Here is a 23,821-nt window from a genome sequence, read left to right on the forward strand (position 1 = left end):
CCTGCGGAGTCTATGGATTAGGGCAATACGATTGCGGATAAGTTTCGACCATATTCAGTCTCTCCCGCATGCGTATTGCGCCGAAAGCTAAAATAGTCGTCTGTTGCGGCATAGGTACATTGCCCTGTCCACGTTGCACGAACGCCCATCACGTCTAGGCGTGAAAGGATGAAGGCGGGTAGGTCAAAATGCGCTTTGGCGTCGGGCGGGGTATGGAAAAAGCGGTCGTAGCCCTCATCCATATCTATAAACTCCGCCCGAAAGTCTTCACCAACCTCATAGTTCTTCGGACCGATACAGGGGCCCAACACGGCCGTAATATCTGACGGCGTCGCGCCAATTTCGCACATGGCGGCGACAGTGCTTTCGACGATCCCGCCCAATGCGCCGCGCCAACCCGCATGACAGGCCCCAATGATACCGGCTTTTGCGTCTGCGAGAAGGACTGGACCGCAATCTGCACTCAGCGCCGAAATTGCGAGCCCTGGAACAGTTGTGACGAGGCCGTCGGCTTCAATATCAGAAACGGGTGTGTCCGTGGCGATGACGACGCGGTCTGAATGGATCTGATGGAGGCTGACGAGATAATCAGCGTTAAGTGCCGTACGGATACGGGCGCGGTTTTCTTCGACATGGGCTCGATTATCGGCAGATCGCAATCCTGCGTTCAGACTGCTGTAAATACCTTCCGAGACACCGCCTTGGCGGCCAAAAAAACCGTGACGAAAGGGTAGGGTGTCAGATGTGAAATGTGGGGTCATCGGAGTCCTAAGGGCGGGGGGAGGTCGGTGGAAGACAGGCACATGGCTTTGAATAAGGCACCCATTTCTTCATCGGCTGTCAGTCTGTGTAATTGTCGGGCAATAACCGATTTGCCCTCAGGCTTGGCCCGCGTGAGCGCGACGGCGCGCATTTCGATGCCCAATTTGGAGAGGAACTCGCGTTGCGGAACCGCAGCACTCGGTTTCAATCCTGCGGCCTCTGCGGCCGCTGCGAGAGCCGCAAAATCAACGCGCGCGGTCAAATCGGTGTTGCCTGGATCAGAGAAGACGCCGACTTTTTCATGTCTTTTAAGCGCCTGCAGCGTGTCGCCAAATTCCGTGTCTTCGGGTCCGTAGTCGATAAAAAGGGCGCGTCCGGGAAAACCTGTAAAGCGATGGGCGAGACTATCCACGATTTGAACCACGGAGGGACAGGTTTCTAACAAGTTGCCTTTGCGGGCATCACTCGCGCCATCGGGTAGATTTTGGGTCAGTCCCGCCGCTGCGGGGACGTCAATTCGCACAAAACAAAGCCTGTCCTCATCGTCTAACCCGACCCGTCGTTCGACCCAGCCGCCTTTGCCTGCGAAGGGGTCATTGCAGATCAATTGTTGTATCGGCAGGCAGTCCAGGAATTCATTGCCGATGACAAGGCTGGGGCCTAAAGGGACATCACCCAAGCGTGACGCCCATTGCACAGGGACGCCCGCTGCCGCGAGGGTGCGTCCTTGGACGGCTTCAAGGGCTGCGGAGGCTTCGATCAACCAAACTTGTACGGCGGCTTTGAAACCTGCGTCCAAAGACGCGGCGCGCAGTATATCACTCATCATGATGCCGCGTCCGGGGCCCAACTCGATCAGGTGTAATTTTTCAGGCCTGCCGAGATCAATCCAGCTCTGGACGCACCATAGCCCCAAGACCTCACCAAACATCTGCGAGATTTCGGGTGCCGTGATGAAATCACCATCTGCGCCGAGAGGATCGCGCGTGGGGTAATATCCTTGCACGGGGTCAAGCAAGCAGACGGTCATATATTCCGCCACGCTCATAGGTCCAGCTTCGCGGATTCGGTTCTTGATTTTATCTGCGAGAGAGGCCGTCATAGCAGTTATTTTTTTGCGCTTTTCACAAGGTCAGGCAGACGTTTCGGCGAAACGGGTGCGCGGCGGTAAGCCCAAAAAATGATCAGGGCGCCCACGAATATCATTGGTAAGCTATAGGCCATGCCACGTGTGAGCGGGCCAAACATTTCGGCATCTGGTTCTCTTACAAATTCGACGGCAAAGCGGAAAAGACCATAGAAAAACGTTAAAGAGCCGAAGATGATTCCAGGTTTTGTGAGGGCTTTAAACTTAACTGTCAGAACGCGAAGAATTACAAACAAAACGAGGCCTTCGAGAAAGGCTTCGTAAAGTTGGCTCGGGTGTCTTGGCATTTGGAAAATCGCTTCACCCGCGGAATCATAGAGCTTTTCTCGTGTGTATTCGTTGACCGCGTTAAACCTTACGCCCCAGGGCATGTCGGTGAAATTACCATACAGCTCTTGGTTCATGAAGTTAGTGAGGCGGACGAGGCCCAGTCCGATGGGTGCGCCGACGGCGGCCATATCGCCGATCCGAAATTTATCGACCTTGTGCCGCCAGCTGGCATATAGCCCCGCGAAAACAACCCCAGAGAAGCCGCCGTGGAAACTCATTCCACCTTTCCAGACTTTGAGAACCTGGATCGGGTCTTCGACGAACGTTTCCGGTGAGTAGAGGATGATATAACCTAGTCGGCCGCCGACAATAATTCCGATCAATGCGTAAAACATCAAATCAGATAGCATAGGTTCATTGGGTATGATTTCTGGAAGTCGCGTTGGCGTATCAGGCACCCAAATATCTCGTCGCTGGGACAACTTAACCGCATAAAGATAAGCGCCGAACAAGCCGACCACATAGGCCAAACCATACCATTTCAAGGAAAACCAGCCGATCGTAAAAACATCGTCTCGAAGCCAGCTTGGGAAATCAATGGCGTTGATGATTGAAAGAATCATGGGGCGTTGAACTCAAATGGTGGAAAACCGTTGGATGCGTCCCTACATCAGCTATAACTTCATTCAAAGCGAAACAGGCCTCTTAAACGGCCGGCGCGAAAGGACCTGACATGACTGGCAAGAATAAACCCCTCGATGATTTGTCCAATTTGATGACGAATGCTGTTGGCGCGATCAAGGGCGTTGGCGATGAAGTCAAAGCTATGGGTCGCTCGCAGGCTGAGAAATTCGTCCAAGAAATGGACCTCGTCTCGCGTGAAGAATTTAACGTGCTGAAAGCGCGTTTGGACGCGGCAATGCTGGAAATAGAAGCGCTGAAAGCGCCGAAGAAACCTGCACGCAAAACGGCGGCGAAGAAGAAGTAAGCATGTACTCTTGAGGGTCTTTTTTAGGTGCGTGTTCTGGGGCTTATTCCCGGCGTTCATGGCGCTATATTCGGTGCCTTACGTTGCTCAATCCCTTGGTGTGAATGATCTAACGCCCGAATCTGAAACGACAGTACTCTTTGTGTATGAGATATTCACTCAGGACACGCGGGCGCTTGAATCCGAAATTCTCGCGGCGTTTCAGAAGAGAAAGATAACTTTAAAGGCTAGGAACTTCGGGGGAATGACTCCGACGACCATTTTGCGAAGGTCAAATGTCGGTAGTGAGATAGGCGTGTATATTTCCCACTATGGTGTTCATGGATCAAGTGTCGGTGCTATGAAAATCGGGTGTCATCCGGCTAAGCGTTTTTACAAGGACAGCTGCCCATACGCTGACATTCGTCACGCCGCACTGTCCCTTAATGCGCTAGATGCGGTCGTATTAGTCGAAGAAAGATCGGGTTCGTCCCATTTTGATTAGAACGCGCTGCCGCCTCCGCCACCCGCGTAATCTTCTTCAACCCAATTGCCAAATTTCGTGAGGCTTGGCTGGAAGGAGAGGGCGACTGTGCCGATAGGGCCGTGACGTTGCTTACCGATGATGACTTCGGCTTTACCATGTAGTTTTTCCATCTTGCCCATCCATTCTTCATGGGCGGCGACATCGTCCTCTGACGGTTCTGTTCGCGACAGATAATATTCTTCACGGAACACAAACATCACGACATCTGCATCTTGCTCAATCGAGCCAGATTCCCGCAAGTCAGAGAGCTGCGGACGTTTATCATCGCGTTGTTCAACCTGACGCGAAAGCTGGGCTAGTGCCAAGACAGGCACGTCCAGTTCCTTCGCGAGGGCTTTAAGACCCTGCGTAATCATGGAGACTTCTTGCACGCGGTTAGCGCTGGAGTTCATACCTGCGCCACCGGTTAGCAGCTGCAAATAGTCAACCACGATACAATCGAGACCGCGTTGACGTTTCAGCCTTCGCGCGCGCGCAGAGAGCGCCCCAATCGACAGACCGCCCGTGTCATCAATATGCAACGGGATTTGGATGATTTTATCGGCGGCTTCACGGATTTCCTCATATTGTGCGCGGGTGATGTCGCCGCGTCGAATGTGATGGGACGATACGCGTGATTCTTCGGCGAGTAACCGTGTTGCCAGCTGCTCGGAGCTCATCTCGAGGCTAAAAAAGCCAACGACGCCGCCATCGACCGTTTTTTCGATCCCGTTCTCGTCTTTCTCTTTTTTGAAATGTTTCGCGACGTGAAACGCAATGTTTGTTGCCAGTGAGGTTTTACCCATGGAAGGACGACCCGCCAAAATGATCAGGTCAGACTTGTGCAAACCGCCAAGTTGGCGGTCCAAATCAATCAGCCCAGTCGAAATGCCAGAGAGGTTACCATCTCGGCTGAAGGCCGCAGACATCATTTCAATTGAGGCGACGAGGGCCGTTTCAAAATCTACGAAACCTTGCTGCGTCCCGCCTAACTCGGCGAGGTTATAAAGCTGGCTTTCAGCTTCAATAATTTGAGCCTGCGCATTGGCTTCACTGTCGGGGTCGGTCGCGTTGGCCTTGATCATGTCAGATAGACGGATCAACTCCCGTCGCATAGCGAGATCAAAGATGAGTTTCGCATACTCCGGTGCCGTCGACGACGGTGGTGCGTTATCAAGGAGGAGCGCAAGATATTCGACGCCGCCAATATCGACGAGGGTTTCGTCTTGGGAAAATCTATTTTTGAGAACGATTGCGTCGGCGAGTCGGCCCGTTTCGATCAAGCGCGCGATCGCATCAAAGATACGCACGTGGACGGGGTTATAGAAGTGCTTGGCCTGAATGATCTGCGAAATTTTGTGATAGACTTCATTGTCATAGAGCAACGCACCGAGAAGCGCGGCCTCGGCCTCTTGGCTTTGTGGCGTGGAGTCGAGCTCGGTGATCGACCCTCCGTCTTGGTCATAGGCCGGATGCGAATCGTTATCTGCAATAAATTCCATATCTGACCTTAGGCGTTATCGAAGGCCTTTGTCATAGCACTGACTGCGTTAGGAATATAGTCCGTTGTGCGTAAGTCTAACATTGGGGATAATATGCAAAACAGGCGCGGGAGGAGAGTGGCCCGCGCCTGATGCCCCGCCATCCGGTGCGGTGATTGGGGGTTGCCGCACCGGAAGTCGCCCCGGCGGTTTCAATGTGAGCTAAGGGGATAGCTCTGTGGATAAGCCCTAAGTCAGGGCGTTAAGTACGCGTTCCATATCATCGGCGAGGTAGCCGATATTAAAGGTGACATCGTCCGTCTTTGCCGCGCCGAGCACCTCGCCCGTGTGCGCATCGACGAGCAGGGCTTTGGCCTTGGCCTTATCCCAACTGTTACAGTCTTCATGAACTGTCAGGCCCGTCTCTGACAGAGCCTTGCCGCCAAAGCTGGACCAATAGGCGTCCGCATCCATTCCATAGAGGATCACATGCGAGTAACCTTCATTTGCGGCGGTCAGGCGAATTTCGTCGATCTTGTTATCTGTATCGATCCCATCAAATGCGATTTCCGGAATATATTTGAAATGGTCGCCAGCCGTCAGCATCTCAAGATTGACGTCCATACGTTTGCTTAGAAACGACCAATCGGCTTCTTCATTATGGGGTGTTGGGATGAACCGCCCACCGTCGAGGCGCGCGACGGCGATACGGCTTTTCGCGCTCAGCTTCTCGCGCTCAATAAGTGCGGCCTGCCTAATTTCAGCGGACCCATTTTGCGGGTTGAGGGTTGGCGCCATGTCGATCATGGCCAGTTCTGCATCCGTTTGAAACGCGTGCGGTGTTCCAGCCTGCGCCGCATTGGCAAAGCCCGTAATCAAGGCGGCAATAGCGGCGGTTTTCAAAAGTGTTTTCATGGTCGAGCCCTCTCAGTTGTGTTGATGAAACCGTTATGACGGCGAGAAAGGGCAGGGCTTGGACCAACTTGTGCTGATTTCGCGGCAATGTTTTGGTAATGTGGCAGGAAATGCGGCGAAGCCGCCAAATGTGGCGGAGGTTCGGCGATCTAGTGTTTCATGTTGAGCTGGGACGCTGAACATCTTGGCTTTCCGCCGTGTTTCTTGTCTAAGGCAGCGCATGCGCTACCTTTTCTTCGCCTTTGCTCTTCTCATTTGCTTAGCTTGCCTGCCTGCCGCGCCTTTATCCGCTCAGATTAATGAGGCGCCTGACATGAGCTCCGAGCTCTTTATTCGGATAATCAAAACGACGGAGACAGATCGGAAAGGTGTCCTCGAAACCTGGCGTCGCGGTCCAGACGGTAAGTTCTATTTGGACCGAAGATTTCCGATCTGTACATGGTCAGGCACTTTAGGTCCGAAATTGCGGGAGGGTGACGGGCAATCGCCGGAAGGCTTTTATTTTGTGCGACCAACATCGCTCAATCCGAACTCAAGCTATCACCTGTCCTTCAATCTCGGTTTTCCAAACGCATATGATCGTGCGCATGACCGCACCGGAAGTTTTCTCATGGTGCATGGTGAATGCGTTTCCATCGGCTGTTATGCGATGACAAATGACGGGATTGAGGACATCTACGCCGATGTCGAAGCGGCTTTTGCGGGCGGACAGTCTTTCATTCGTGTGCACATCTTTCCTTTTGAGATGACCCAAGAAAACTTGGCAGCGCAACGTGCAAATCCCAACCATGCCTTTTGGGAAAACCTAAAGACAGGCTGGGATTGGTTCGAGCGGGATCGCATCCCGCCAAATGTTACAGTGGCGCAGAAAACCTATCAGTTCAGCGCGTCGGATTGATCCGCTCGTCGTTCCGCGAGTTTCACGCCGTCCGCGACCAGTTTTAGGTCTCGCAGCCCGCCTGCAAACTCTTCCGCGATTTGGGTCACAGCAACCTGTCTCGCGGCATTTCGGAGTTTGTCTTTGCGGTCACCCTTGCCGATGACTGTACTAATGCCCTTTTTATCAGCAAAAGTGCTGCCTGTCAGATAGGGATAGCCGTTTCGCACATCTAATAAGATCGCGCTTGCTGAGGCCTCGGCCTTCAAGTCTCGGCTGGGGAGCACGAACAGTCCCAAGACGGTCAGGTCAGCGAGGCGTAAAGCATTTCCATCGGACTCAGTTTTGTCTGAGACCTCGTAAACAATGACATAATCGAGATGCTGCCGTGCCGCACCGCGCCTTATGTGGTCGATAACGGTCGTCTGATCTTGTTTGTGATGAGCACTAACCATGTCTGCAACAAGTGGCGACACAGGAATAAACTCGCCGAATCCCACGCCCAGTGTTTCCGCCGCTGCTCGCCACGCTTGGGCTTCATCGGTGGGAACGCCGACGAGACGTTTGTAGTCTCCAATCCGGGCCAAGCCGATGCGGGCAGGGAAACGTAGATCGGGTTCGACGGCCGCAATTTCGAGTACAGAGTTATCTGTTGAGCTCTGGCCCGTCAGCTGAGGCGCTGCGGTCGTCGAATAGCGTGCGAGATAATCTTGCCCTGACGTATATTGCGACGTTGTCTCACAGGCCGTCAGTGTGAGCGCGATGGTCGTTAGCAGAACCGTATGTCCAAATTTCATATTACCCTCCAAGTTGGTTAGGCGCAGCAATAGGCGGGAATTAGGCACGACTTAGGCCGAATTGTGCTGATTTTCAGGGAATGTGGCCAAAACCTAATCAACGCTTGGCAATGTCGTTCTGTTCACGTAACGTTCTGTTATGAATGTAACGCGTATCATCGGGATCGATCCCTCACTTGTGGCTTGTGGCTGGGGTGTCATCGATAAGGCCGGATCAAAGCTGACCCATGTTGGGAATGGTGTCATCCGCCCGCCCGCAAAGGAACCTTTGGCCTCGCGCCTGCACTTCATTTTCGCAGCCCTCACAGAAATTATTGACGAGTATAAACCCTCTGAGTCTGGGGTTGAGCAGGCCTTCATGAAGGATAATGCGATGAGCGCGCTGAAATTGGGTCAGGCGCGGGCCGCTTGTATTTTAGCGGCGACGACAAATGGACTGAATGTGGGCGAATATGCAGCCAAAGTGGTCAAAAAATCTGTCGTGGGAACAGGTGCTGCGGATAAGGCGCAGGTTGCCCATATGATCAATTTATTATTGCCAGGTGCACATGTGAAAGCGGGCGATGCCGCTGACGCGCTCGCCATCGCGATAACGCATGGCAATAGCTATGTCGCAGTCGCGCAACTCGCACGCCGTGCGGGTTAGCTCTATTTGCGGATGGGCGTCCATGTCGGCGCTGGCGTGTCAACCTCGGGCCAGTGCGGCTCCACAGGCGTATATGTCGGCACTTCCGGAATCGGGGCAGCAGGTTCGACGTATATGGGCGGCGTTTCAACAGGGGGTTGCTCTACGACAACTGGCGGCTGCGGCAGCGGTTGCACAGGCATCTGCGGCACATAAGAAAATTGTTCGACGTAATATCCCATCGGTACACCGCAAGGTTGGACATATGTATTACAAGATGGGCGCAGGGCGGGTTGGGAGCTGTTGGCTAAGACGTCCACACCGTAACGAGACTGTCCTTGGTGACTGGGCGCGCAGGCTGTCGCCAGTCCTGCCAAAGCGGCCAGACTTAATAAGTGCGCGCGATTCGTCTTTTTTTGCCGTTCCATACGTTCATATTTGGAAGAATATGGTTAACCGCAGGATAACATCGCGTTCAAACGCGACTTGAATGCCCGATATTTGCCTTTCACGGCGGAGAGCCTAGACGATGAACATGTTGAGTTTTACTGATTCCCTGACGTCTCTGGAGTGCTGGCTATGATTGGTATGCTCAGCGGTGTTTGCCTGATGGCAGGAACGGGCGAGGCCATCATCGATTGCGGCGGCATCGGTTATCTCGTTCAGTGCGGATCCAAAACCCTTGGAAACCTGCAAGAAGGAACGCCAGCACGACTACATGTCGAAACACTTGTGCGCGAACAGTCTATTACGCTTTACGGCTTTGCTACTGAAGAAGCGCGGGCTTGGTTTGTTCGATTGCAATCTGTCCAAGGTGTCGGGCCGAAAGCGGCGCTGGCGATATTGGATATATTATCTCCTGGGGAAATCATGAGTGCCGCCGCGCTAGAGGACAAAACCGCCTTTGCCCGCGCGTCAGGCGTGGGACCGAAACTCGCCACCCGTATCGCGATTGAACTCTCTGGCAAGCCCGCCCCGACCGGACGCGGATTTCAGGCCGCTTTCACACCGCCTGTTTCAGGGACACCGGGGGAGGCCACTCGCAACGAAGGGTTATCCGATATGCGATTGCGCAATGATGCTGTCAGCGCCTTGGAAAATTTGGGTATTGGCCAAAGCGACGCTTTGCGCGCCGTTGCGAAAGCTTACAGTACATTCGCCGATGACCCAGATTTGGACAATCTCATCAAAACCGCTCTGAAAGAGCTGGGAACTTAGGGCGCGCGACGTGGATGAAGACCGCCTGATATCTGCGGAAACGCAAACTGGGGACGTGCGAGATAGAGCCCTGAGGCCTCTCGCCTTTGACGATTTTGTTGGCCAAGCCACAGCGATCGCGAATTTGAAAGTTTATGTGGCAGCGGCGCGCAGACGGGGCGAACCACTCGATCATCTTTTGCTCTCTGGCCCGCCTGGATTGGGTAAGACGACATTGTCACAGATCGTCGCGCGTGAACTCGGCGTGAACTTTCGATCAACCTCTGGCCCAATCATTTCCAAAGCCGGAGATTTGGCCGCGCTTCTGACGAACCTAGAACCCAATGACGTCTTGTTCATTGATGAAATTCATCGCCTCAACCCCGTCGTTGAAGAGGTGCTTTATCCCGCGATGGAAGATTTTGAGCTGGACTTGATCATTGGTGATGGACCTGCCGCACGCTCAATCAAGATTGATATTGCGCCCTTTACTCTGATCGGGGCCACAACACGCGCTGGCTTGCTGGCTACCCCGCTTCGAGACCGTTTCGGTATACCCGTCCGGTTGGAGTTCTACGATGTGAATGATTTGACCCATATCGTAACGCGCGCCGCTGGAAAATTAGATATGAATATGACAGCCGATGGCGCGCGCGAAATTGCACGACGGGCGCGGGGTACACCGCGCGTCGCGGGCCGTTTGTTGCGCCGCGTTCGGGACTTGTCTGAACATGCTGGCCATGCCGTTGTGGATGTGGCCGCAGCCGATGCGGCTCTGAAACGTCTCGGCGTGGATGATATCGGATTGGACAAACAGGATATGCGCTATCTTCACGCACTCTGCGAAATGTTCGGTGGTGGGCCAACGGGCGCAGATACATTGGCGGCCGCATTATCCGAAGCCCGCGACGCGCTGGAAGATGTGATCGAGCCTTATTTGATCCAACAAGGGTTTTTGCAGCGGACACCGCGCGGTCGCGTCGCGACGCCACGGGCCTATGCGCATTTGGGATTGAACGCACCCGTCAAAGCGCCACCGCCGATCTTTAAGGGGTAGTTATGGTCGACACATTCAAAAAAGACGAAAGCCATATTGCGCCACGAGACCTGCCTTCAATTGGGTATTTTGAGGGGCGCGAACATCGCTATCCGCTCCGTGTTTTTTACGAAGATACTGATTTTTCAGGCGTCGTGTATTACGCGAACTACTTGCGATTTTTAGAACGTGCACGGTCCAGCTTCTTTCGCCTTGCGGGTGTGGGTCATGCTGAGCTTCTCGAACGTGACCCGCCGCTGGCTTTTGTTATTCGCAAGATCAATCTCGATTATAAAGCGAGTGCGAAAATCGATGATGTTTTGTCCGTCGTAACGACTTATGATGTGTTTAAGGGCGCAAGGCTTCTGGTGACGCAAAAGATTTTCCGCGGCGAACAACTCATCCTGACCGCTGATAGCGAAGCCGCCTGTATCGACCTTGACGGGCGCCCCAGACGCGCACCGAAAGAGATGATGGAAAAACTTCGGCCGTTTCTGGCGACGTAAACCGTTTACTTGCTGATCTTTACTTTGCCGACTGGCGTGAGTTGAGCAATCAGGTGCAAGATTTTTGAGGTCGCGAGCAGGTTCACAACGAATGCAAATACTCCCTGCACCCAGTTGGGGGTGCCATCTAAAACAAGAATGCCAAGCATCTTCTCTGGAGTGCCGCTTGTGGTGTCAAACATGACGGCTTCTGGATTGAATATCGCTAATATCCCGACAGGGATGATGAAGAGAGCTGGCACGGCGAGGGCGATGAATAGGCTGACTTTCACAAAGCCCCAAAAACTCAAGTCGCGTAAGATCATAGATTTTTATTGAGGGTATGCCTGTAATTGTCAAACTATTGCGTTAAGCTGTGCGCATGACCGAAATTGTACATACCCCCTATACGCCTTGGCCCGAACGAAAATGCGCAGACCCACGTGTGGCTAATCAAGCCCAATATGTTGATGGATTGACCGAAATCCTATCTTATCAGGCACCAATGCAAGCCGTTGAGCTGTTTCAAGCCTATGGCAAAGCCGCTGGGCTTTTGAAGATCGCGGCCTCTGTGCGTCGCCGCTTCGAATATGCGTTGAACAAAGCCGAAAAATCTGGCGATGTCGTGATCGTGCGGGAAAAGGATCCTGAGGCGAAATCTGACGACGATAGTGTTCAGTGGATTGTTCGTTTGCCGCATCAGCCCCCCGTTATTGTGCGCGACCTCGGTACGCGCGGGTTCGCCGAAATCCCGATGAGTGAATTAGCCGCCGTGGTCTTGGATATTCGCAGCTGGGATGAGCTGGCGGGGCGCGAAGATATCTACCGCGCTGTACTGGAACATTATGGTCTGCAGAAACTCACAGCCCTTGTAAAACGGCGCTTGAACGCTGTGCTTGAGCAATATTTCTAATGACCCGCGACGCGCTTTACCTTCTGCCACCGGGATTTGCCGATAACGACAGGCGCGAATATTGTCCCGAGTGCGCCGAAATTTGGGGGGTGCTAGCCTACTATCCCGCCATCAAAGATGCGATTGAAGTCATTTATCAACCCATTGCGAAACCGCGACCAGATTTGGTCGCGCGGTTAGGGGATAAAAACCAAAACTGCCCAACACTCGTTTTGAGCGCGGACAGTCCGTCTTTTGAAAACTGCGGAATTATGACGCGGCGCGGCGAACACTTTATCAACAATGCCCGCGATATCGGGCGCTATTGGGCGCAGCGATATGGAGCGGCCATTCCTCGTGGAACAGGGCCGCTCTAGCGTTTCTGTGACCTAACCCTGCTCAGGCGCGCCGAGGGCTTCGCCCGGAGCTGGACCAACAGGACCCGTTTCAACCGTTTCATCACAGAAGTTCGTGACTTCCGTCTGGCTGCCCGTTTCCGTGTCAGTCACAACATAGAAAACTTCAGCTTGTTTGATGACGATCTCTTGGCTCGTGCGTTGCTCAATCGGATCATAGGGCGGATTTTCAATCAGGCTGATGCCGACAACAGTTTTCGTTTCTGCGGGTATTTCGATCATTTGAAGTGCTGTGACTTCATAGCAAAGCGGCGCAGCCGGGACTTCCACGACGGGGGCCTCCACGACGGGCTCCACAGGTTCTGGCACAACCATACATCCCGAAATGACTGCGGATGCCGTAGTGGCGAGAATAAGTGATTTGATAGACAAACGCATTGAAGTCTCCATTTGGGTGTTTCGTCGACGCTATGTAGCAATTCTGCCTAAATTGCGACAAAATTGAGGGGAATTAGGTTCCAAATGTCAAAAAGGTTTAAGGATAAGGTTAAGGTTTACTTATTAGAGCTTACAAACGCTTAACTGGCCCTGCGCGGTTCATCCCGCTATCGCCAGTGACGAAACTCATTCTGCGCCGAACAGACTGCTACGATTTTGACAGGGACCCACATGATCGACCTTATTTTCCAAGCCAGCCCGCTGGCCGATACGCATAGCGGCGATTTTTCGTTCCTGTCGCTTTTTATGCAAGCAGATTGGGTTGTCCGATCTGTCATGATCGTCCTGACCATCGCGTCGATTTGGTCTTGGGTCGTCGCAATAGATAAATTCATCATGTTTGCGATGCTCAAACGTAGGGCGACGGCATTCGAAGATACCTTTTGGTCAGGTCGCACGCTTGACGAACTCTCCGCAGCTTTAGGCAGCGACACGCGCGATCCGATGGCCCGCGTTTTCGCAGCCGCCATGCGCGAATATAATGAAAGCCGCAACGCTACTGCCGCAAGTGGCGTGTTGGGCCGTTCCAACGCCACCCACGAACGTATCGACAGTGTCATGAACCTCGTGATCAACAGAGAGCTTGCGAAAGCGGAACGCGGCATGACCGTGTTGGCGACTGTCGCGTCCGCCTCGGTTTTTGTAGGGCTGTTTGGTACAGTTTGGGGTATTATGAATGCCTTCCGCGCGATTGCTGTCAGCCAGAATACGAACCTCTCCGTGGTGGCCCCCGGGATTGCCGAAGCGCTATTCGCGACGGCCTTGGGGTTGATCGCCGCGATCCCCGCACTGATTTTCTACAACATGTTCACAGCCGATCTCGATAAGTATGGCGGTCGGTTGGAGGGATATTCCGACGAGCTTTCCGCGATCCTCTCGCGGAAATTAAGCAAGGGAGCCTAGGGCCGTGGGCGGCATGATACAGCGTGGCGTGGGCCGAAATTCTGGCCGCCGCAGAAATCGACGCAGTGGGTTGAATGCAGATATAAACGTGACGCCTTTGGTGGACGTCATGCTTGTGCTTTTGATCGTCTTTATGGTGGCGGCTCCGCTCTTGAGCGTTGGCGTTCCGATTGAACTTCCGAAAACGGATGCGAAATCGCTTCCGTCTCAGACCGAACCCATCACAATTTCTGTGGACGCGCAGGGACAAATATTCATCCAAGATACTGAAATTACTCTGGATGAAATCGCGACACGCCTGATCGCGATCAGTAACAATGGCTATGACGAGCGCATCTACCTCCGCGGCGATGGGCAGGCCGATTATGAAGCCGTGATGAAAGTCATGGCCCGCGTTAATGCGGCTGGGTTCTCGAATTTAGGTCTCGTGACCGACCCTGTGAGTGCGAATTAGAAATGGCTTTGGGTAGGTCCAATATTCTGCCTTTCGATCTGGGAATCACAGGCATGATCAGAATTGCTCGGCCAGACGCAGAATGAAGGTCGGTCTTCCTATATCCCTTGCCTTGCATGTGGGCGTGTTCGGTGGATTCACATTTTTCGCCGCTCAAGCACGGCCTTTTTCTGAAGCGCTTGTTATCCCCGTTGAGATATTGACGGTTGCGCCAGAGACGAATGTTTCTGCTGCGATCAAACCGCCCAAGCCACAGCCCATTGTGGATCAACCCGAAATCATGACATCGCCAACGCCGATGGAAAATGCCGATGAGGAAGCGCCAGAGGTCAAGACGACAGCGCAAGAAAAGCCTACGGAAAAGGTTGCTGAGATTGTGCCAGAGCTCGCGGAAAAAGATGATGTCATTCCTGTCCCGGAGCCGGATAAAAAACCGCCTGAGCCAGAATTTGATTTGGACGCTCTGGCGGGACTAGTCGATAAAACACGAGAAACGGCGCCAGAAACCAATCAACAAATCGCGCTCGAAAGTGAAACCGCTCAGGCGCGCTATGAAGACGTGGCTCGACGCGCCGAAGGCGAGGGCAGTGGCCTGAGCGCGACAGAAGCCGATTTGGTGGCGAATGCGATGTATAAATGTTGGCGGATGCCGGCAGCTGCGACAGACGCCGAGAATCTATTGGTTCGTTTGAATGTCAAATTTGTGATTGGTGGCCATGTCGAAAGTGTGGAGTTGATAGATAGGGCAGCATCGCGCCGCCTTTCCCCAGGGAATGAATATTGGGATGTCGCAGAACGCAGTGCGATTGCGGCGGTCAATAAATGTTCCCCCTATGATTTCCTCTCTGACGAGAGATATGGCGTTTGGCGAGAACTTATCTTGAACTTGCGCCCGCAATTGTAAAGACTGTGACCATGACACTTCTCACGCGAATTTTTCCATCTCTACTCGGGTGGCTACTCCTTTTATTACTGGCTTTTGGCCTTGGGTCTCCCGCACAAGCGCAATTGCAAATTGATATTACCAAGGGCAATTTGGACCCCGTTCAAATCGCGGTTCCAGACTTTCTTGCCACGACGCAGAGCGAGCGTGAGTTAGGTGTGAAGGTCGCTGAAGTCATTCGGGCCGACTTGGAACGTTCGGGCCTGTTTCGCGCGCTTGATCCTGCCAGCTTTTTAGAGACCCAAACAAACATCGATTATAAGCCAACCTTTGCGGATTGGCGCGTGATCAAATCTGATGCGCTTGTTTCTGGCCGCATCAAAACCGAAAGTGACAGCCGTGTGTTGGTCGAATTTCGCCTATGGGACGTTTTTGCAGGGCAGCAGCTCAAAGGGGTAAGGTTCGCCACGACACCTGATAATTGGCGTCGGACAGCGCATAAGGCCAGCGATGCAATCTATGAAGCGCTAACCGGTGAGAGCGGATATTTCGACACTCGGATTGTTTTTATTGATGAAAAAGGCCCGAAAATCAACAAAACCAAACGCCTTGCGATCATGGATCAAGATGGCGAAAATTCTGTCTATTTGTTGGGAGGGTCAGACCTCGTCCTCACCCCAAGGTTCTCACCGAATAGTCAGACAATTGTATATATGAGTTATGAGAATGATGACCCTCATCTTTACTTGCTCAACATCGAAACGGGCCGTCGAGAATTATTAGGTGATTTCCCTGGGATGACATATTCTCCCAAATTCTCACCCGATGGTGAAAAATTGCTTCTCACCATGGAACGTCGTGGGAATTCCGATATCTATCTGATGGATTTGAGAACGCGCAGCACAACACGCTTGACGACAGACCCCGCTATTGATGTGTCTGCAAGTTTCTCACCCGACGGCCGCAAGATCGTTTTTAACTCAGACAGAGGGGCGTCCCCACAGCTCTATACTATGGATGCCGACGGCAAAAACGTGAGACGTATTACTTTTGGCAACGGACGGTATTCTGACCCTGTCTGGAGCCCCCGTGGCGATAAAATTGCATTTTCCCGCAGCAATAATGGTAAGTTTGGCATTGGCGTCATGGATATTGACGGCGGAAATGAACGCATGTTGACGGAGAGCTATTTGGATGAAGGGCCGACTTGGAGCCCGAACGGACGAGTCATTTTGTTCACGCGCGGAACCCGTGGGGTTTCGGGTAAATCCGAAGTTTGGTCCGTCGACTTAACGGGGCAAAACTTACGACGCATTGAAACACCCGGACAAGCGTCAGATCCCGCTTGGTCACCATTATTGCCTTAAACGCCGCTGTATTGTGCATTCTGTCCAATTTGAAACGCAAATTTGGATGATTGCCAAAATTCAGCCTTGATTGCGCCGCAAAGCCTGCGTTTAAGAAAGAGGTAAGATCGATGCAGCGGTTTGTATGGATCTGAAGGAGAGACTGATGAAACGTATTTTGATAGCGAGCGCAGCGCTTCTGGTTCTGTCGGCTTGCGCGACTAAACCCGATCCTGTTGAAGAGGTCATTGAACGACCAGCAGAAGTGGAAACCCCTGGGCCTGTGTTTGAGCCGGCCCCAGAAGTTCTGCCGCCTGTAATTGACCAACCAACGACTGTCGAAGCGCCGCAGGTAAATCTACCGACGCCGGGGTCCATCGAAGATTTTGCTTATCAAGCTGGCGGGGAGCCTCGCGTATTTTTTGGATATGATCAATTTGACCTCTCTCCGGAAGCGCGTGACGTTTTGCGTCGCCAAGCCAATTGGCTTAGCATTTATACGGATGCAACCGCAGTGATCGAAGGCCATGCGGATGAACGCGGGACACGTGAATATAACCTTGCGCTGGGTGCTCGCCGTGCCGACAGCGTGAAATCATTTCTTGTCAGCCAAGGTGTTTCACCCAATCGCCTGAAGACGATTTCTTACGGAAAAGAACGTCCAATTGACGCGCGCTCGACAGAGTCGGGCTGGGCGCGAAACCGGAACGGATTTACGTCTCTGCGTCTTACAAACATTAGTTAGAAATAGAGTTCAGTTTGCGTTCACAACTGTGACTGCGATTTAAGACGTAAAAACCTTCGCCGTCGGCTATGCTGGCGGCGTATGTCTATTTGTCTGCTGCGAGAGACCCCATGTCCGTTTTAATTTTGCCGAAAATTCTAAAGTCATTCGTTTTAGTCGCAGTTGCGATTTCAACTTTCGCGGCCACGCCCGCGCAAGCTCAATCCAAGAAAGAGCTCGCGGCCCAAAATGCGGCGCTGGCCGAACGTTTGACACGTCTTGAGTCCCGCATGTTGACAGGCGACCCGGCAGCGGAGCGCTTGATGGCGCGCATTGATTCACTCGAGTCCGCACAACGGGCTCTTCGCGGAGAGTTAGAGCGTGTCGCCTTTGAGCGGGATGGTTTGAAAGGTGAAGTCATGCAACTACGGACCGAGCTGCAGCTTATTCAAGATATGGCTGGCCGAATGGCCGTTCATTTGGATGCTGTTGATTTGATCGCTCAGGAACAAACGCGTCCCGTCCAGCGTCGTTTGGGCCCCGTAAATCTTGGCGGAACCACGCCTCTTGACCCTCTCGGTGGTGCGCCAGTTTTAAGTGAGCGTCCGATTGATCTTCAACAATCTGGTCAGGCCGAACCAACGCCTCCCGTCGGCAATGATGTTGCAGAACTGGGGCAACTTGGAAAGCAACGTCTTGCGGAAGGTGATTTCGGAGGCGCGCAGATCGCGCTGAAACAATATCTCCAGTTTAACGCCGACGCGCCTGATGTCGGTGAAATGAGCTATTATCTCGGGGAAAGTTATTATGTGCGCGGCGGATATGCCGATGCGGCAGATGCCTATATCCAGAGCATGAAGAAAGACCCGCGTGGCGTTAAAGCGCCCGATGCGATGGTGCGATTGGCAGGCGCCCTGCGCGAGTTGGGGAAAACAAAGGATTCCTGCGCGACCTTGGCAAGTCTACCGCGGCAATATCCCAATGCGCCCGCAACTGTTAAAGATAAGGCGAAACTAGAAGCGGCTCGCGCGGGCTGTTAGTGACCTAGGGGTGACGCTTCCCCACCTCAATTTAACCGGGCCGGCGGCCATTGCCTTTTCCGGCGGCGGCGACAGCACGGCCATGATCCATGCGTTTCGCGATCACCCGCTCGTCACCTACGCGTTTATCATCGACCATAATTTACGTGCAGGTAGCGCGGCAGAAGTTGAACAAGCCGCCGATTTTGCGCGGTCACTTGGCTACACCGTTAATACTGATGTTTGGCAGCATAGCGGGATAAAAACCGGCATTCAGGTTAAGGCCCGTCAGTACCGATATTCTGCTTTGGGGCGATTGTGCCGCGAGGCAGGTCTGACAGAATTAATCACGGCTCACACTGCCGATGATCAGGCGGAAACTCTTCTCATGCGATTAGACCGCCAGACAGGCTGGCGTGGTTTGGCGGGAATGCCTGTTGCGGCTTACGCGCCACTTTGGCCCGCTTTGGCGGGCGTTACATTGCACCGACCTTGGTTGGGTGTCTCCCGCGCGGCATTGAGAGATTACAACAGAAATGAAGGACTGCCCTTCGTTGATGATCCGTCAAACGAAAACCGCGACTTCACACGTGTTCGCGCGCGGCAAGCTTTGTCGGGGGATCGTGACCTGCGTGCCGATCTTTTGAAACAACAAGCCGAGGCGCGATTGCGTTTGGCAGAAGAGCGCGTCGACCATAGTTGCTGGCTGTCCGAACACGGGCAGGTGAGTCCACATGGATTTATCGAAACTGACGCGGTGCCGCCGCCTGAGCTATTGCTGCACATGCTCAATGCGGTTTCGGGGCAGGGTGGTCCGATTGACGCGGCAAAGCGTCGTCGACTTCATGACGAAATGAACGGTTCGACGTTCAAAGCGGCGACGTTAGCCGGCGCTTGGATCGTGAAAACGGCTCGAGGCTTTGTGATTACGCGCGATATGGTCGCAGTTAGTGGCCGTCGCGGGACAGAAGGTCTCATCCCGCGAACCCTAAAATCTGGCGATAAAATGCTTTGGGATGGTCGCTATTGGTTGATCGCAAAACAGTCAGGCATTCAGGTCGAATCCACTTTTGGACAGTTGGGGAGCCTCCAACAACATCCTGTTTTACAATTGATTTTTGAACTTCCGAGCCAAGTGCGGCCTAGCCTTCCACTCTATGCAGATGCTGGCGGCGTATTGGGATATGGCGCGATGGAGTGTGGTTTTGTGTCGGCACAGGCGACCACGGCCTCGCGTTTGCAAGCTATATATCCCAAGGCAATACCTGTGCCGCTTTGAACCGTATGAAACTTGCTACATGTCGCCGCTTTATTTTGGCGAATGGCGCACCATATGGTAGGAACAGTAAACCCGTAGCTCATAAAGGGCATTTTCGAATGAAAAACGCCAATACACGTAATTTTATCATCTGGGGCGTTGTGATCGCGCTTCTTCTTGCCATGGTCGCCGCCAGCAGCGCGCCTATGCAAGGTGGGGAAAGCGATGAATTGCTTTACTCACAGCTGGAAGAACGGATTGCCTCAGGCTCCGTTCAGTCAGCTGAAATCGATACCAGTAATGATGTTATCACTGGCACACTGTCGGGCGGCGAGAAATTCCGCACGAACATCGGCGAAATTGATCTGGACCCCAATGCGATCTTCAAAGGGACGGATATTCCGTACGGCTTTAAAGAAACACAGCGCACGTCGATGCTTAGCAGCATTTTGATGAGCATTTTTCCGATCCTGTTGATCGGGGGGCTGTTCATATTGTTCTTCCGAAACATGCAGGGCGGCGGTCGTGGCGGCGCGATGAGCTTTGGGAAATCCAAAGCCAAGTTGCTGACCGAAAACACGAAGAAAGTGACATTTGATGATGTCGCTGGGGTGGAAAGCGCGAAGGAAGACCTCAAAGAAGTCGTCGACTTTTTGCAAGACCCGACACGTTTCACACGTCTAGGCGCACGTATCCCAACAGGTGCCTTGCTCGTTGGCCCTCCTGGTACCGGTAAAACGCTCCTCGCACGGGCTGTAGCTGGCGAAGCGGGCGTGCCATTCTTCACGATTTCTGGTTCTGACTTTGTTGAAATGTTCGTCGGTGTGGGCGCGTCCCGTGTCCGTGAGATGTTTGCCGAAGCCCGCAAACAGTCGCCCTGTATCATCTTTATTGATGAGATTGATGCCGTTGGTCGTCACCGTGGCGTCGGCACATCGGGTGGTCATGAAGAACGCGAACAAACGCTCAACCAACTTCTTGTCGAGATGGATGGATTCGAAGGCGATGAAGGTATCATCATCATCGCCGCGACCAACCGTCCGGACGTTTTGGACAAAGCTTTGCTGCGTCCAGGTCGTTTTGATCGTCAGATCGAAGTGCCTTATCCAGACATTCAGGGCCGCGAGAAAATCCTCGACGTGCATATGAAGGGCAAGCCGATTGCGGCCAATGTTGACGTGAAATATATTGCGCGGGGAACACCTGGATTCTCGGGTGCCGATCTTATGAACTTGGTCAACGAAGCCGCGCTTTTGTCGGCACGTCGGAATAAGCTTAAGATCACACAGCGCGAATTTGAAGATGCCCGCGACAAGGTTCTGATGGGTGCCGAACGCCGGACCTTATCCATGACGGATGAAGAACGTGCAAACACGGCCTATCACGAGGCGGGTCACGCGATTGTCGGTCTGAATATGAAGGGTAGCTTGCCCATTCATAAAGCCACCATCATTCCACGCGGTCGTGCGCTCGGCATGGTTCAATATATGCCTGAACGCGATCAGATCAGTCAGTCGCGCGAAGAGATGATTGCGCGCATGGCGATGGCAATGGGTGGCCGTGCCGCTGAAGAATTGCACTTTGGCTATGACAAAGTGACCTCTGGTGCGAGTTCGGACATTGAGCAAGTCACGCGTATCGCGACGGCAATGGTGACGGAATGGGGGCTGTCAGATGCCATCGGTCCGATTGCTTATAAACAGCAAGACAATGGGTCTTTTGTTCCTGGTATTGGTCGCGGATCTGCGATCTCACCTGACACAGCGAAATTGATCGAATCTGAAATCAAGCGCTTCGTCACCGAGGCCCATATGAAAGCGCTCGAAATCCTGAAAAAGAAAAAGAAGGACTGGGTCAGATTGGCCGAAGCACTTCTGGAATATGAGACGCTTTCAGGTGACGAAATCAAAGCCTTGCTTGAAGATGACACAAAGCCGAAACGCCCCGACAGCTCGGGCGGTGGCAAGCCAGCTGTAGCGGCCGTGCCAACGACACGAAAGCCCAAGCCAATCGGCGGGGCAACCACGGCGAAAGACACGTCAGAATAATCTGAAGAACCCGGCCTCAGTGCCGGGTTTTTTATGGGGGCCACAAGATTGCGGTTCTCCACGATCAAGCTTAGAATATCCTATGTTCTCTCGACCAAAAATTATGGGCATTTTGAATGTCACGCCAGATAGCTTCTCTGACGGCGGGCGATATGAGACTGTCGAAGCCGCCACCCGTCAGGCCATCGCCTTGATCGAGGCGGGGGCAGATATTCTGGATATTGGCGGCGAGAGCACACGGCCCGGCGCAACGCAAATCGCCATTGAAGAAGAAATTCGCAGAACCGTTCCCGTCATTATGGCCATCCGCGAAGCCACCAAAGACTTTGATGAAGAACCTTTGATCTCAATCGATACGCGAAAGCCCGACGTTGCGGAGGCCGCGATATTGTCGGGTGCCGATATTTGGAATGATGTATCTGCATTGGGCTTTGATTTGCGTTCGCCCGCGATGGCGGCAGATCTAGGGTGTCCCGTCATCTTGATGCACGCACAAGGCACGCCCGAAATGATGCAAGACAATCCCAATTATACCGATCCCGTTTCAGATATTTTGGACTGGCTGACACAACGGGTCGAAGCCGTCTGCGAAGCAGGGGTAGAACGCGCGGCCATCACGCTTGACCCAGGTATAGGGTTTGGAAAGCGCCAAGAGGACAACCTCGCGATCTTCCGACATTTGGAGCGTTTCAAAGCTTTGGGTTTTCCTATCCTGATGGGCGCATCGCGCAAGAGCTTCATCGGCAAAATTGACGGGTCGAACGCAGATGACCGCATCGGCGGTTCAATCGCGGCGGCGCTCTGGTCCGCGCAGGCTGGTGCAGATATTCTGCGCGTGCATGATGTTGTCGAAACGGTGCAGGCTGTGCGGGTCTGGGAGGCGATGGCGAATGGGTAAGCGCCCTCGGAAACGAAAGCCTTGGATGGAGTATCACAAAGCAGGCGCACCCGTTCGTGAGTACAAATCTCCGCCAACAAGACCACGTGAATTATTCTGGGCGAGATTTTGGCTTTTCGCGGCGACCAACGTGGGCGGGCATTACATTTATCTGAAAAAGACAAGGGTTGCGGTCGTCTGGATTGTTTGCACTATGATTTATTGGATCAGCGTATCGATTTGGCATGACGCGTTAGCTCCCTCAGAAGATGAATGGATTTACCTTGCTCTACCTTTTATTCCGTGGCTTGCCGTGATCGCGTTCGAATATCGTCGGTTACCCGAAATGGTACGGCAATCTAACACGGCTATATTCGGCAAAAGAGCTATGTATGACCCCCGAATGCAGGGTAACATCGGACCGTATGGAGCTATGAGACCAGTCTGTATTCTGATGGCACTTTCGTATATCTGTATTTTGGTGCTCGCTGCAGGTTGGCCTATTAATGACTTTGTTTGGTTGCCCTTTTCGCTGTTTTTCCTCCTCACTGGTGTTGCAATTGTCCAATATACTCGCATTACAAAGCGCCATTCCGAAAGATTGAATAATGACTGACCCTAAAGGCCGTGTTCTCATCATTGCGGGTTCTGACTCTGGCGGTGGCGCTGGGATTCAGGCTGATATTAAAACCTGTGCCGCTTTTGGCGCTTACGCCATGACGGCGGTGACTGCGGTGACAGCGCAGAACACGTTAGGTGTTCACGCAGTCGAGATGATGCCAGCCAAGCTTGTGCGGGCCCAAATCGAAGCCTGTCTGTCTGATATCGGCGCGGATGTCGTGAAGATCGGAATGTTAGGCACAAAAGCCATTATAGAAACCGTCGCGGAAGCTGTCGATGAGCTGGACGCCTTTGTCATTTTGGACCCTGTGGCCGTGGCGACGTCTGGTGATCCGTTGCTAGAAGATGACGCTATGGGGGCACTTCGCGACGTGCTCTTGCCTTTGGCTGATCTTGTAACGCCAAATGTGCCGGAAGCCGAACTTCTCACGGGTCTTAAAATTACGGATGTTGATGATTTGACGAAAGCGGGCGATGCGCTGCTAGAGCGCGGTGTTTACGCCGCGCTAATGAAGGGCGGACATTTGGACAGCAAATCCATCGTTGATGTTCTCGTCAGTGCGGAGGGCGCAAATATGATGTCGGGGCCACGCATTCGTACCCGTCATACACACGGCACGGGTTGTACGCTTGCCAGTGCTGTCGCTGCGAATATGGCGCTGGGTATGGACCTAGACGAAGCCGTGATGCGCGCCCGCGAATTTGTTTTCGAAGCGATCCGTACGGCCCCAGGCTTCGGCTCTACAAAAGGCCACGGTCCGTTGAACCACGGCTTGGCGATTGGCGACGAGGAAACCGATGATACGCCACCGTCAAATAATCCATTCGCAGCCCTAAAGGGCCTCGCTAACTAGGGA

At 53.2% G+C, this 23,821-nt stretch carries 28 protein-coding genes; 19 read left to right on the forward strand and 9 right to left on the reverse strand.

The annotated features are described in order from the left end of the window. Nucleotides 1-17: 17 nt before the first annotated feature. The 3 genes from pgeF to lgt are packed head-to-tail and all read right to left on the reverse strand — an operon-like array spanning nt 18 to nt 2,802. Complete coding sequence (gene pgeF, locus IE073_RS00850) at nt 18-761, reverse strand: peptidoglycan editing factor PgeF (protein WP_189580025.1); 744 nt, start codon at nt 759-761, stop codon at nt 18-20. Beyond that, nucleotides 758-1,864, reverse strand: coding sequence for a class I SAM-dependent methyltransferase (locus tag IE073_RS00855; RefSeq protein WP_189580029.1), 1,107 nt, complete (start codon nt 1,862-1,864; stop codon nt 758-760). Before IE073_RS00855 ends, pgeF begins: the two co-directional genes overlap by 4 nt. Before the next feature lie 5 nt (nt 1,865-1,869). After that, nucleotides 1,870-2,802: a prolipoprotein diacylglyceryl transferase gene (lgt, locus tag IE073_RS00860; protein ID WP_189580032.1), complete on the reverse strand. Its 933-nt coding sequence runs from the start codon at nt 2,800-2,802 to the stop codon at nt 1,870-1,872. 110 nt (nt 2,803-2,912) lie between these two features. On the opposite strand from lgt, the gene IE073_RS00865 reads away from it, so the two are divergent. Beyond that, nucleotides 2,913-3,167 carry an accessory factor UbiK family protein gene (locus tag IE073_RS00865; protein ID WP_189580035.1) on the forward strand — a complete coding sequence of 85 codons (255 nt, stop codon included), beginning with the start codon at nt 2,913-2,915 and terminating at the stop codon, nt 3,165-3,167. Nucleotides 3,168-3,647: 480 nt separating this feature from the next. Here IE073_RS00865 and IE073_RS00870 read toward each other — a convergent pair whose 3' ends face one another. Both IE073_RS00870 and IE073_RS00875 read right to left on the reverse strand, forming a co-directional pair. Further along, on the reverse strand, nt 3,648-5,174 hold the full coding sequence (locus tag IE073_RS00870; RefSeq protein ID WP_189580039.1) for a replicative DNA helicase: 1,527 nt from the start codon (nt 5,172-5,174) through the stop codon (nt 3,648-3,650). Nucleotides 5,175-5,402: 228 nt separating this feature from the next. Beyond that, entirely contained in the window at nt 5,403-6,068 is a 666-nt protein-coding gene (locus IE073_RS00875) for a hypothetical protein (RefSeq protein ID WP_189580042.1), read from the reverse strand. A gap of 220 nt (nt 6,069-6,288) precedes the next feature. Here IE073_RS00875 and IE073_RS00880 point away from each other — a divergent pair, with 220 nt between their 5' ends. After that, a complete protein-coding gene (locus IE073_RS00880; protein WP_189580045.1) occupies nt 6,289-6,966 on the forward strand; it encodes a L,D-transpeptidase family protein in 678 nt (225 codons plus the stop codon). Here IE073_RS00880 and IE073_RS00885 read toward each other — a convergent pair. Then, nucleotides 6,945-7,742, reverse strand: a complete 798-nt coding sequence (locus IE073_RS00885; protein WP_189580048.1) for a hypothetical protein — start codon at nt 7,740-7,742, stop codon at nt 6,945-6,947. The genes IE073_RS00880 and IE073_RS00885 overlap by 22 nt on opposite strands. Before the next feature lie 139 nt (nt 7,743-7,881). On the opposite strand from IE073_RS00885, the gene ruvC reads away from it, so the two are divergent. Beyond that, nucleotides 7,882-8,388: a crossover junction endodeoxyribonuclease RuvC gene (ruvC, locus tag IE073_RS00890; protein WP_189580051.1), complete on the forward strand. Its 507-nt coding sequence runs from the start codon at nt 7,882-7,884 to the stop codon at nt 8,386-8,388. 2 nt (nt 8,389-8,390) lie between these two features. Here the strand turns inward: ruvC and IE073_RS00895 are convergent, their stop codons facing one another. Next, nucleotides 8,391-8,795, reverse strand: coding sequence for a hypothetical protein (locus IE073_RS00895; RefSeq protein WP_189580054.1), 405 nt, complete (start codon nt 8,793-8,795; stop codon nt 8,391-8,393). A gap of 151 nt (nt 8,796-8,946) precedes the next feature. Here IE073_RS00895 and ruvA point away from each other — a divergent pair, with 151 nt between their 5' ends. The 3 genes from ruvA to IE073_RS00910 are packed head-to-tail and all read left to right on the forward strand — an operon-like array spanning nt 8,947 to nt 11,106. After that, the gene (gene ruvA / locus IE073_RS00900; RefSeq protein ID WP_189580058.1) at nt 8,947-9,585 is read left to right on the forward strand and encodes a Holliday junction branch migration protein RuvA; all 639 of its coding nucleotides are present in this window, start codon (nt 8,947-8,949) and stop codon (nt 9,583-9,585) included. Nucleotides 9,586-9,595: 10 nt separating this feature from the next. Continuing rightward, complete coding sequence (gene ruvB / locus IE073_RS00905) at nt 9,596-10,621, forward strand: Holliday junction branch migration DNA helicase RuvB (protein WP_189580061.1); 1,026 nt, start codon at nt 9,596-9,598, stop codon at nt 10,619-10,621. Between the two features lie 2 nt (nt 10,622-10,623). Next, nucleotides 10,624-11,106, forward strand: coding sequence for a YbgC/FadM family acyl-CoA thioesterase (locus IE073_RS00910; protein WP_189580064.1), 483 nt, complete (start codon nt 10,624-10,626; stop codon nt 11,104-11,106). 5 nt (nt 11,107-11,111) lie between these two features. Here the strand turns inward: IE073_RS00910 and IE073_RS00915 are convergent, their stop codons facing one another. Beyond that, nucleotides 11,112-11,411 (reverse strand): hypothetical protein, encoded by a 300-nt coding sequence (locus IE073_RS00915; protein WP_189580067.1) that lies wholly within the window; start codon nt 11,409-11,411, stop codon nt 11,112-11,114. Nucleotides 11,412-11,467: 56 nt separating this feature from the next. Here IE073_RS00915 and IE073_RS00920 point away from each other — a divergent pair, with 56 nt between their 5' ends. Both IE073_RS00920 and IE073_RS00925 read left to right on the forward strand, forming a co-directional pair. Further along, nucleotides 11,468-11,998 (forward strand): hypothetical protein, encoded by a 531-nt coding sequence (locus IE073_RS00920; RefSeq protein WP_189580069.1) that lies wholly within the window; start codon nt 11,468-11,470, stop codon nt 11,996-11,998. Next, nucleotides 11,998-12,354, forward strand: coding sequence for a DUF3088 family protein (locus IE073_RS00925; RefSeq protein ID WP_189580071.1), 357 nt, complete (start codon nt 11,998-12,000; stop codon nt 12,352-12,354). Before IE073_RS00920 ends, IE073_RS00925 begins: the two co-directional genes overlap by 1 nt. A gap of 12 nt (nt 12,355-12,366) precedes the next feature. Here the strand turns inward: IE073_RS00925 and IE073_RS00930 are convergent, their stop codons facing one another. Beyond that, nucleotides 12,367-12,771: a hypothetical protein gene (locus IE073_RS00930; RefSeq protein ID WP_189580073.1), complete on the reverse strand. Its 405-nt coding sequence runs from the start codon at nt 12,769-12,771 to the stop codon at nt 12,367-12,369. 231 nt (nt 12,772-13,002) lie between these two features. Here IE073_RS00930 and tolQ point away from each other — a divergent pair, with 231 nt between their 5' ends. The 11 genes from tolQ (at nt 13,003) to thiD (ending at nt 23,818) form a co-directional block, all read left to right on the forward strand. Continuing rightward, nucleotides 13,003-13,734 carry a protein TolQ gene (tolQ, locus tag IE073_RS00935; RefSeq protein WP_189580075.1) on the forward strand — a complete coding sequence of 244 codons (732 nt, stop codon included), beginning with the start codon at nt 13,003-13,005 and terminating at the stop codon, nt 13,732-13,734. 13 nt (nt 13,735-13,747) lie between these two features. Beyond that, nucleotides 13,748-14,188, forward strand: coding sequence for a protein TolR (tolR, locus tag IE073_RS00940; RefSeq protein WP_189580077.1), 441 nt, complete (start codon nt 13,748-13,750; stop codon nt 14,186-14,188). 82 nt (nt 14,189-14,270) lie between these two features. Beyond that, nucleotides 14,271-15,092: a cell envelope integrity protein TolA gene (tolA, locus tag IE073_RS00945; protein ID WP_189580079.1), complete on the forward strand. Its 822-nt coding sequence runs from the start codon at nt 14,271-14,273 to the stop codon at nt 15,090-15,092. Between the two features lie 11 nt (nt 15,093-15,103). Continuing rightward, a complete protein-coding gene (gene tolB / locus IE073_RS00950) occupies nt 15,104-16,438 on the forward strand; it encodes a Tol-Pal system beta propeller repeat protein TolB (RefSeq protein ID WP_189580081.1) in 1,335 nt (444 codons plus the stop codon). Between the two features lie 145 nt (nt 16,439-16,583). After that, nucleotides 16,584-17,162: a peptidoglycan-associated lipoprotein Pal gene (pal, locus tag IE073_RS00955; RefSeq protein ID WP_189580083.1), complete on the forward strand. Its 579-nt coding sequence runs from the start codon at nt 16,584-16,586 to the stop codon at nt 17,160-17,162. Between the two features lie 110 nt (nt 17,163-17,272). Next, nucleotides 17,273-18,181, forward strand: coding sequence for a tetratricopeptide repeat protein (locus IE073_RS00960; RefSeq protein WP_189580085.1), 909 nt, complete (start codon nt 17,273-17,275; stop codon nt 18,179-18,181). Nucleotides 18,182-18,191: 10 nt separating this feature from the next. Continuing rightward, nucleotides 18,192-19,439 carry a tRNA lysidine(34) synthetase TilS gene (gene tilS / locus IE073_RS00965; RefSeq protein WP_189580087.1) on the forward strand — a complete coding sequence of 416 codons (1,248 nt, stop codon included), beginning with the start codon at nt 18,192-18,194 and terminating at the stop codon, nt 19,437-19,439. Between the two features lie 98 nt (nt 19,440-19,537). Beyond that, complete coding sequence (gene ftsH / locus IE073_RS00970; RefSeq protein WP_189580090.1) at nt 19,538-21,466, forward strand: ATP-dependent zinc metalloprotease FtsH; 1,929 nt, start codon at nt 19,538-19,540, stop codon at nt 21,464-21,466. An 82-nt stretch (nt 21,467-21,548) separates the two neighbouring features. Beyond that, nucleotides 21,549-22,364, forward strand: a complete 816-nt coding sequence (gene folP, locus IE073_RS00975; RefSeq protein ID WP_189580093.1) for a dihydropteroate synthase — start codon at nt 21,549-21,551, stop codon at nt 22,362-22,364. 25 nt (nt 22,365-22,389) lie between these two features. Next, the gene (locus IE073_RS00980; RefSeq protein WP_189580096.1) at nt 22,390-22,959 is read left to right on the forward strand and encodes a hypothetical protein; all 570 of its coding nucleotides are present in this window, start codon (nt 22,390-22,392) and stop codon (nt 22,957-22,959) included. Continuing rightward, complete coding sequence (thiD, locus tag IE073_RS00985; RefSeq protein ID WP_189580098.1) at nt 22,952-23,818, forward strand: bifunctional hydroxymethylpyrimidine kinase/phosphomethylpyrimidine kinase; 867 nt, start codon at nt 22,952-22,954, stop codon at nt 23,816-23,818. Before IE073_RS00980 ends, thiD begins: the two co-directional genes overlap by 8 nt. Nucleotides 23,819-23,821 lie beyond the last annotated feature (3 nt).

Origin of the sequence: Litorimonas cladophorae (assembly GCF_014652455.1) — a bacterium.
GTDB classification, from domain to species: Bacteria; Pseudomonadota; Alphaproteobacteria; order Caulobacterales; family Maricaulaceae; genus Litorimonas; species Litorimonas cladophorae.

Excerpts from the sequence above, each read along its gene's own strand:
- tolA (WP_189580079.1), top strand. The coding sequence starts at position 14,271 with ATGAAGGTCGGTCTTCCTATATCCCTTGCCTTGCATGTGGGCGTGTTC.
- IE073_RS00865 (WP_189580035.1), top strand. The coding sequence starts at position 2,913 with ATGACTGGCAAGAATAAACCCCTCGATGATTTGTCCAATTTGATGACG.
- IE073_RS00895 (WP_189580054.1), bottom strand. The coding sequence starts at position 8,795 with ATGGAACGGCAAAAAAAGACGAATCGCGCGCACTTATTAAGTCTGGCC.
- pgeF (WP_189580025.1), bottom strand. The coding sequence starts at position 761 with ATGACCCCACATTTCACATCTGACACCCTACCCTTTCGTCACGGTTTT.
- IE073_RS00880 (WP_189580045.1), top strand. The coding sequence starts at position 6,289 with ATGCGCTACCTTTTCTTCGCCTTTGCTCTTCTCATTTGCTTAGCTTGC.
- lgt (WP_189580032.1), bottom strand. The coding sequence starts at position 2,802 with ATGATTCTTTCAATCATCAACGCCATTGATTTCCCAAGCTGGCTTCGA.
- IE073_RS00980 (WP_189580096.1), top strand. The coding sequence starts at position 22,390 with ATGGAGTATCACAAAGCAGGCGCACCCGTTCGTGAGTACAAATCTCCG.
- IE073_RS00920 (WP_189580069.1), top strand. The coding sequence starts at position 11,468 with ATGACCGAAATTGTACATACCCCCTATACGCCTTGGCCCGAACGAAAA.
- ftsH (WP_189580090.1), top strand. The coding sequence starts at position 19,538 with ATGAAAAACGCCAATACACGTAATTTTATCATCTGGGGCGTTGTGATC.
- pal (WP_189580083.1), top strand. The coding sequence starts at position 16,584 with ATGAAACGTATTTTGATAGCGAGCGCAGCGCTTCTGGTTCTGTCGGCT.
- IE073_RS00875 (WP_189580042.1), bottom strand. The coding sequence starts at position 6,068 with ATGAAAACACTTTTGAAAACCGCCGCTATTGCCGCCTTGATTACGGGC.
- IE073_RS00855 (WP_189580029.1), bottom strand. The coding sequence starts at position 1,864 with ATGACGGCCTCTCTCGCAGATAAAATCAAGAACCGAATCCGCGAAGCT.
- tolQ (WP_189580075.1), top strand. The coding sequence starts at position 13,003 with ATGATCGACCTTATTTTCCAAGCCAGCCCGCTGGCCGATACGCATAGC.
- ruvA (WP_189580058.1), top strand. The coding sequence starts at position 8,947 with ATGATTGGTATGCTCAGCGGTGTTTGCCTGATGGCAGGAACGGGCGAG.
- IE073_RS00925 (WP_189580071.1), top strand. The coding sequence starts at position 11,998 with ATGACCCGCGACGCGCTTTACCTTCTGCCACCGGGATTTGCCGATAAC.
- tolB (WP_189580081.1), top strand. The coding sequence starts at position 15,104 with ATGACACTTCTCACGCGAATTTTTCCATCTCTACTCGGGTGGCTACTC.
- ruvC (WP_189580051.1), top strand. The coding sequence starts at position 7,882 with ATGAATGTAACGCGTATCATCGGGATCGATCCCTCACTTGTGGCTTGT.
- IE073_RS00885 (WP_189580048.1), bottom strand. The coding sequence starts at position 7,742 with ATGAAATTTGGACATACGGTTCTGCTAACGACCATCGCGCTCACACTG.
- IE073_RS00930 (WP_189580073.1), bottom strand. The coding sequence starts at position 12,771 with ATGCGTTTGTCTATCAAATCACTTATTCTCGCCACTACGGCATCCGCA.
- thiD (WP_189580098.1), top strand. The coding sequence starts at position 22,952 with ATGACTGACCCTAAAGGCCGTGTTCTCATCATTGCGGGTTCTGACTCT.
- IE073_RS00870 (WP_189580039.1), bottom strand. The coding sequence starts at position 5,174 with ATGGAATTTATTGCAGATAACGATTCGCATCCGGCCTATGACCAAGAC.
- tolR (WP_189580077.1), top strand. The coding sequence starts at position 13,748 with ATGATACAGCGTGGCGTGGGCCGAAATTCTGGCCGCCGCAGAAATCGA.
- IE073_RS00910 (WP_189580064.1), top strand. The coding sequence starts at position 10,624 with ATGGTCGACACATTCAAAAAAGACGAAAGCCATATTGCGCCACGAGAC.
- folP (WP_189580093.1), top strand. The coding sequence starts at position 21,549 with ATGTTCTCTCGACCAAAAATTATGGGCATTTTGAATGTCACGCCAGAT.
- IE073_RS00915 (WP_189580067.1), bottom strand. The coding sequence starts at position 11,411 with ATGATCTTACGCGACTTGAGTTTTTGGGGCTTTGTGAAAGTCAGCCTA.
- IE073_RS00960 (WP_189580085.1), top strand. The coding sequence starts at position 17,273 with ATGTCCGTTTTAATTTTGCCGAAAATTCTAAAGTCATTCGTTTTAGTC.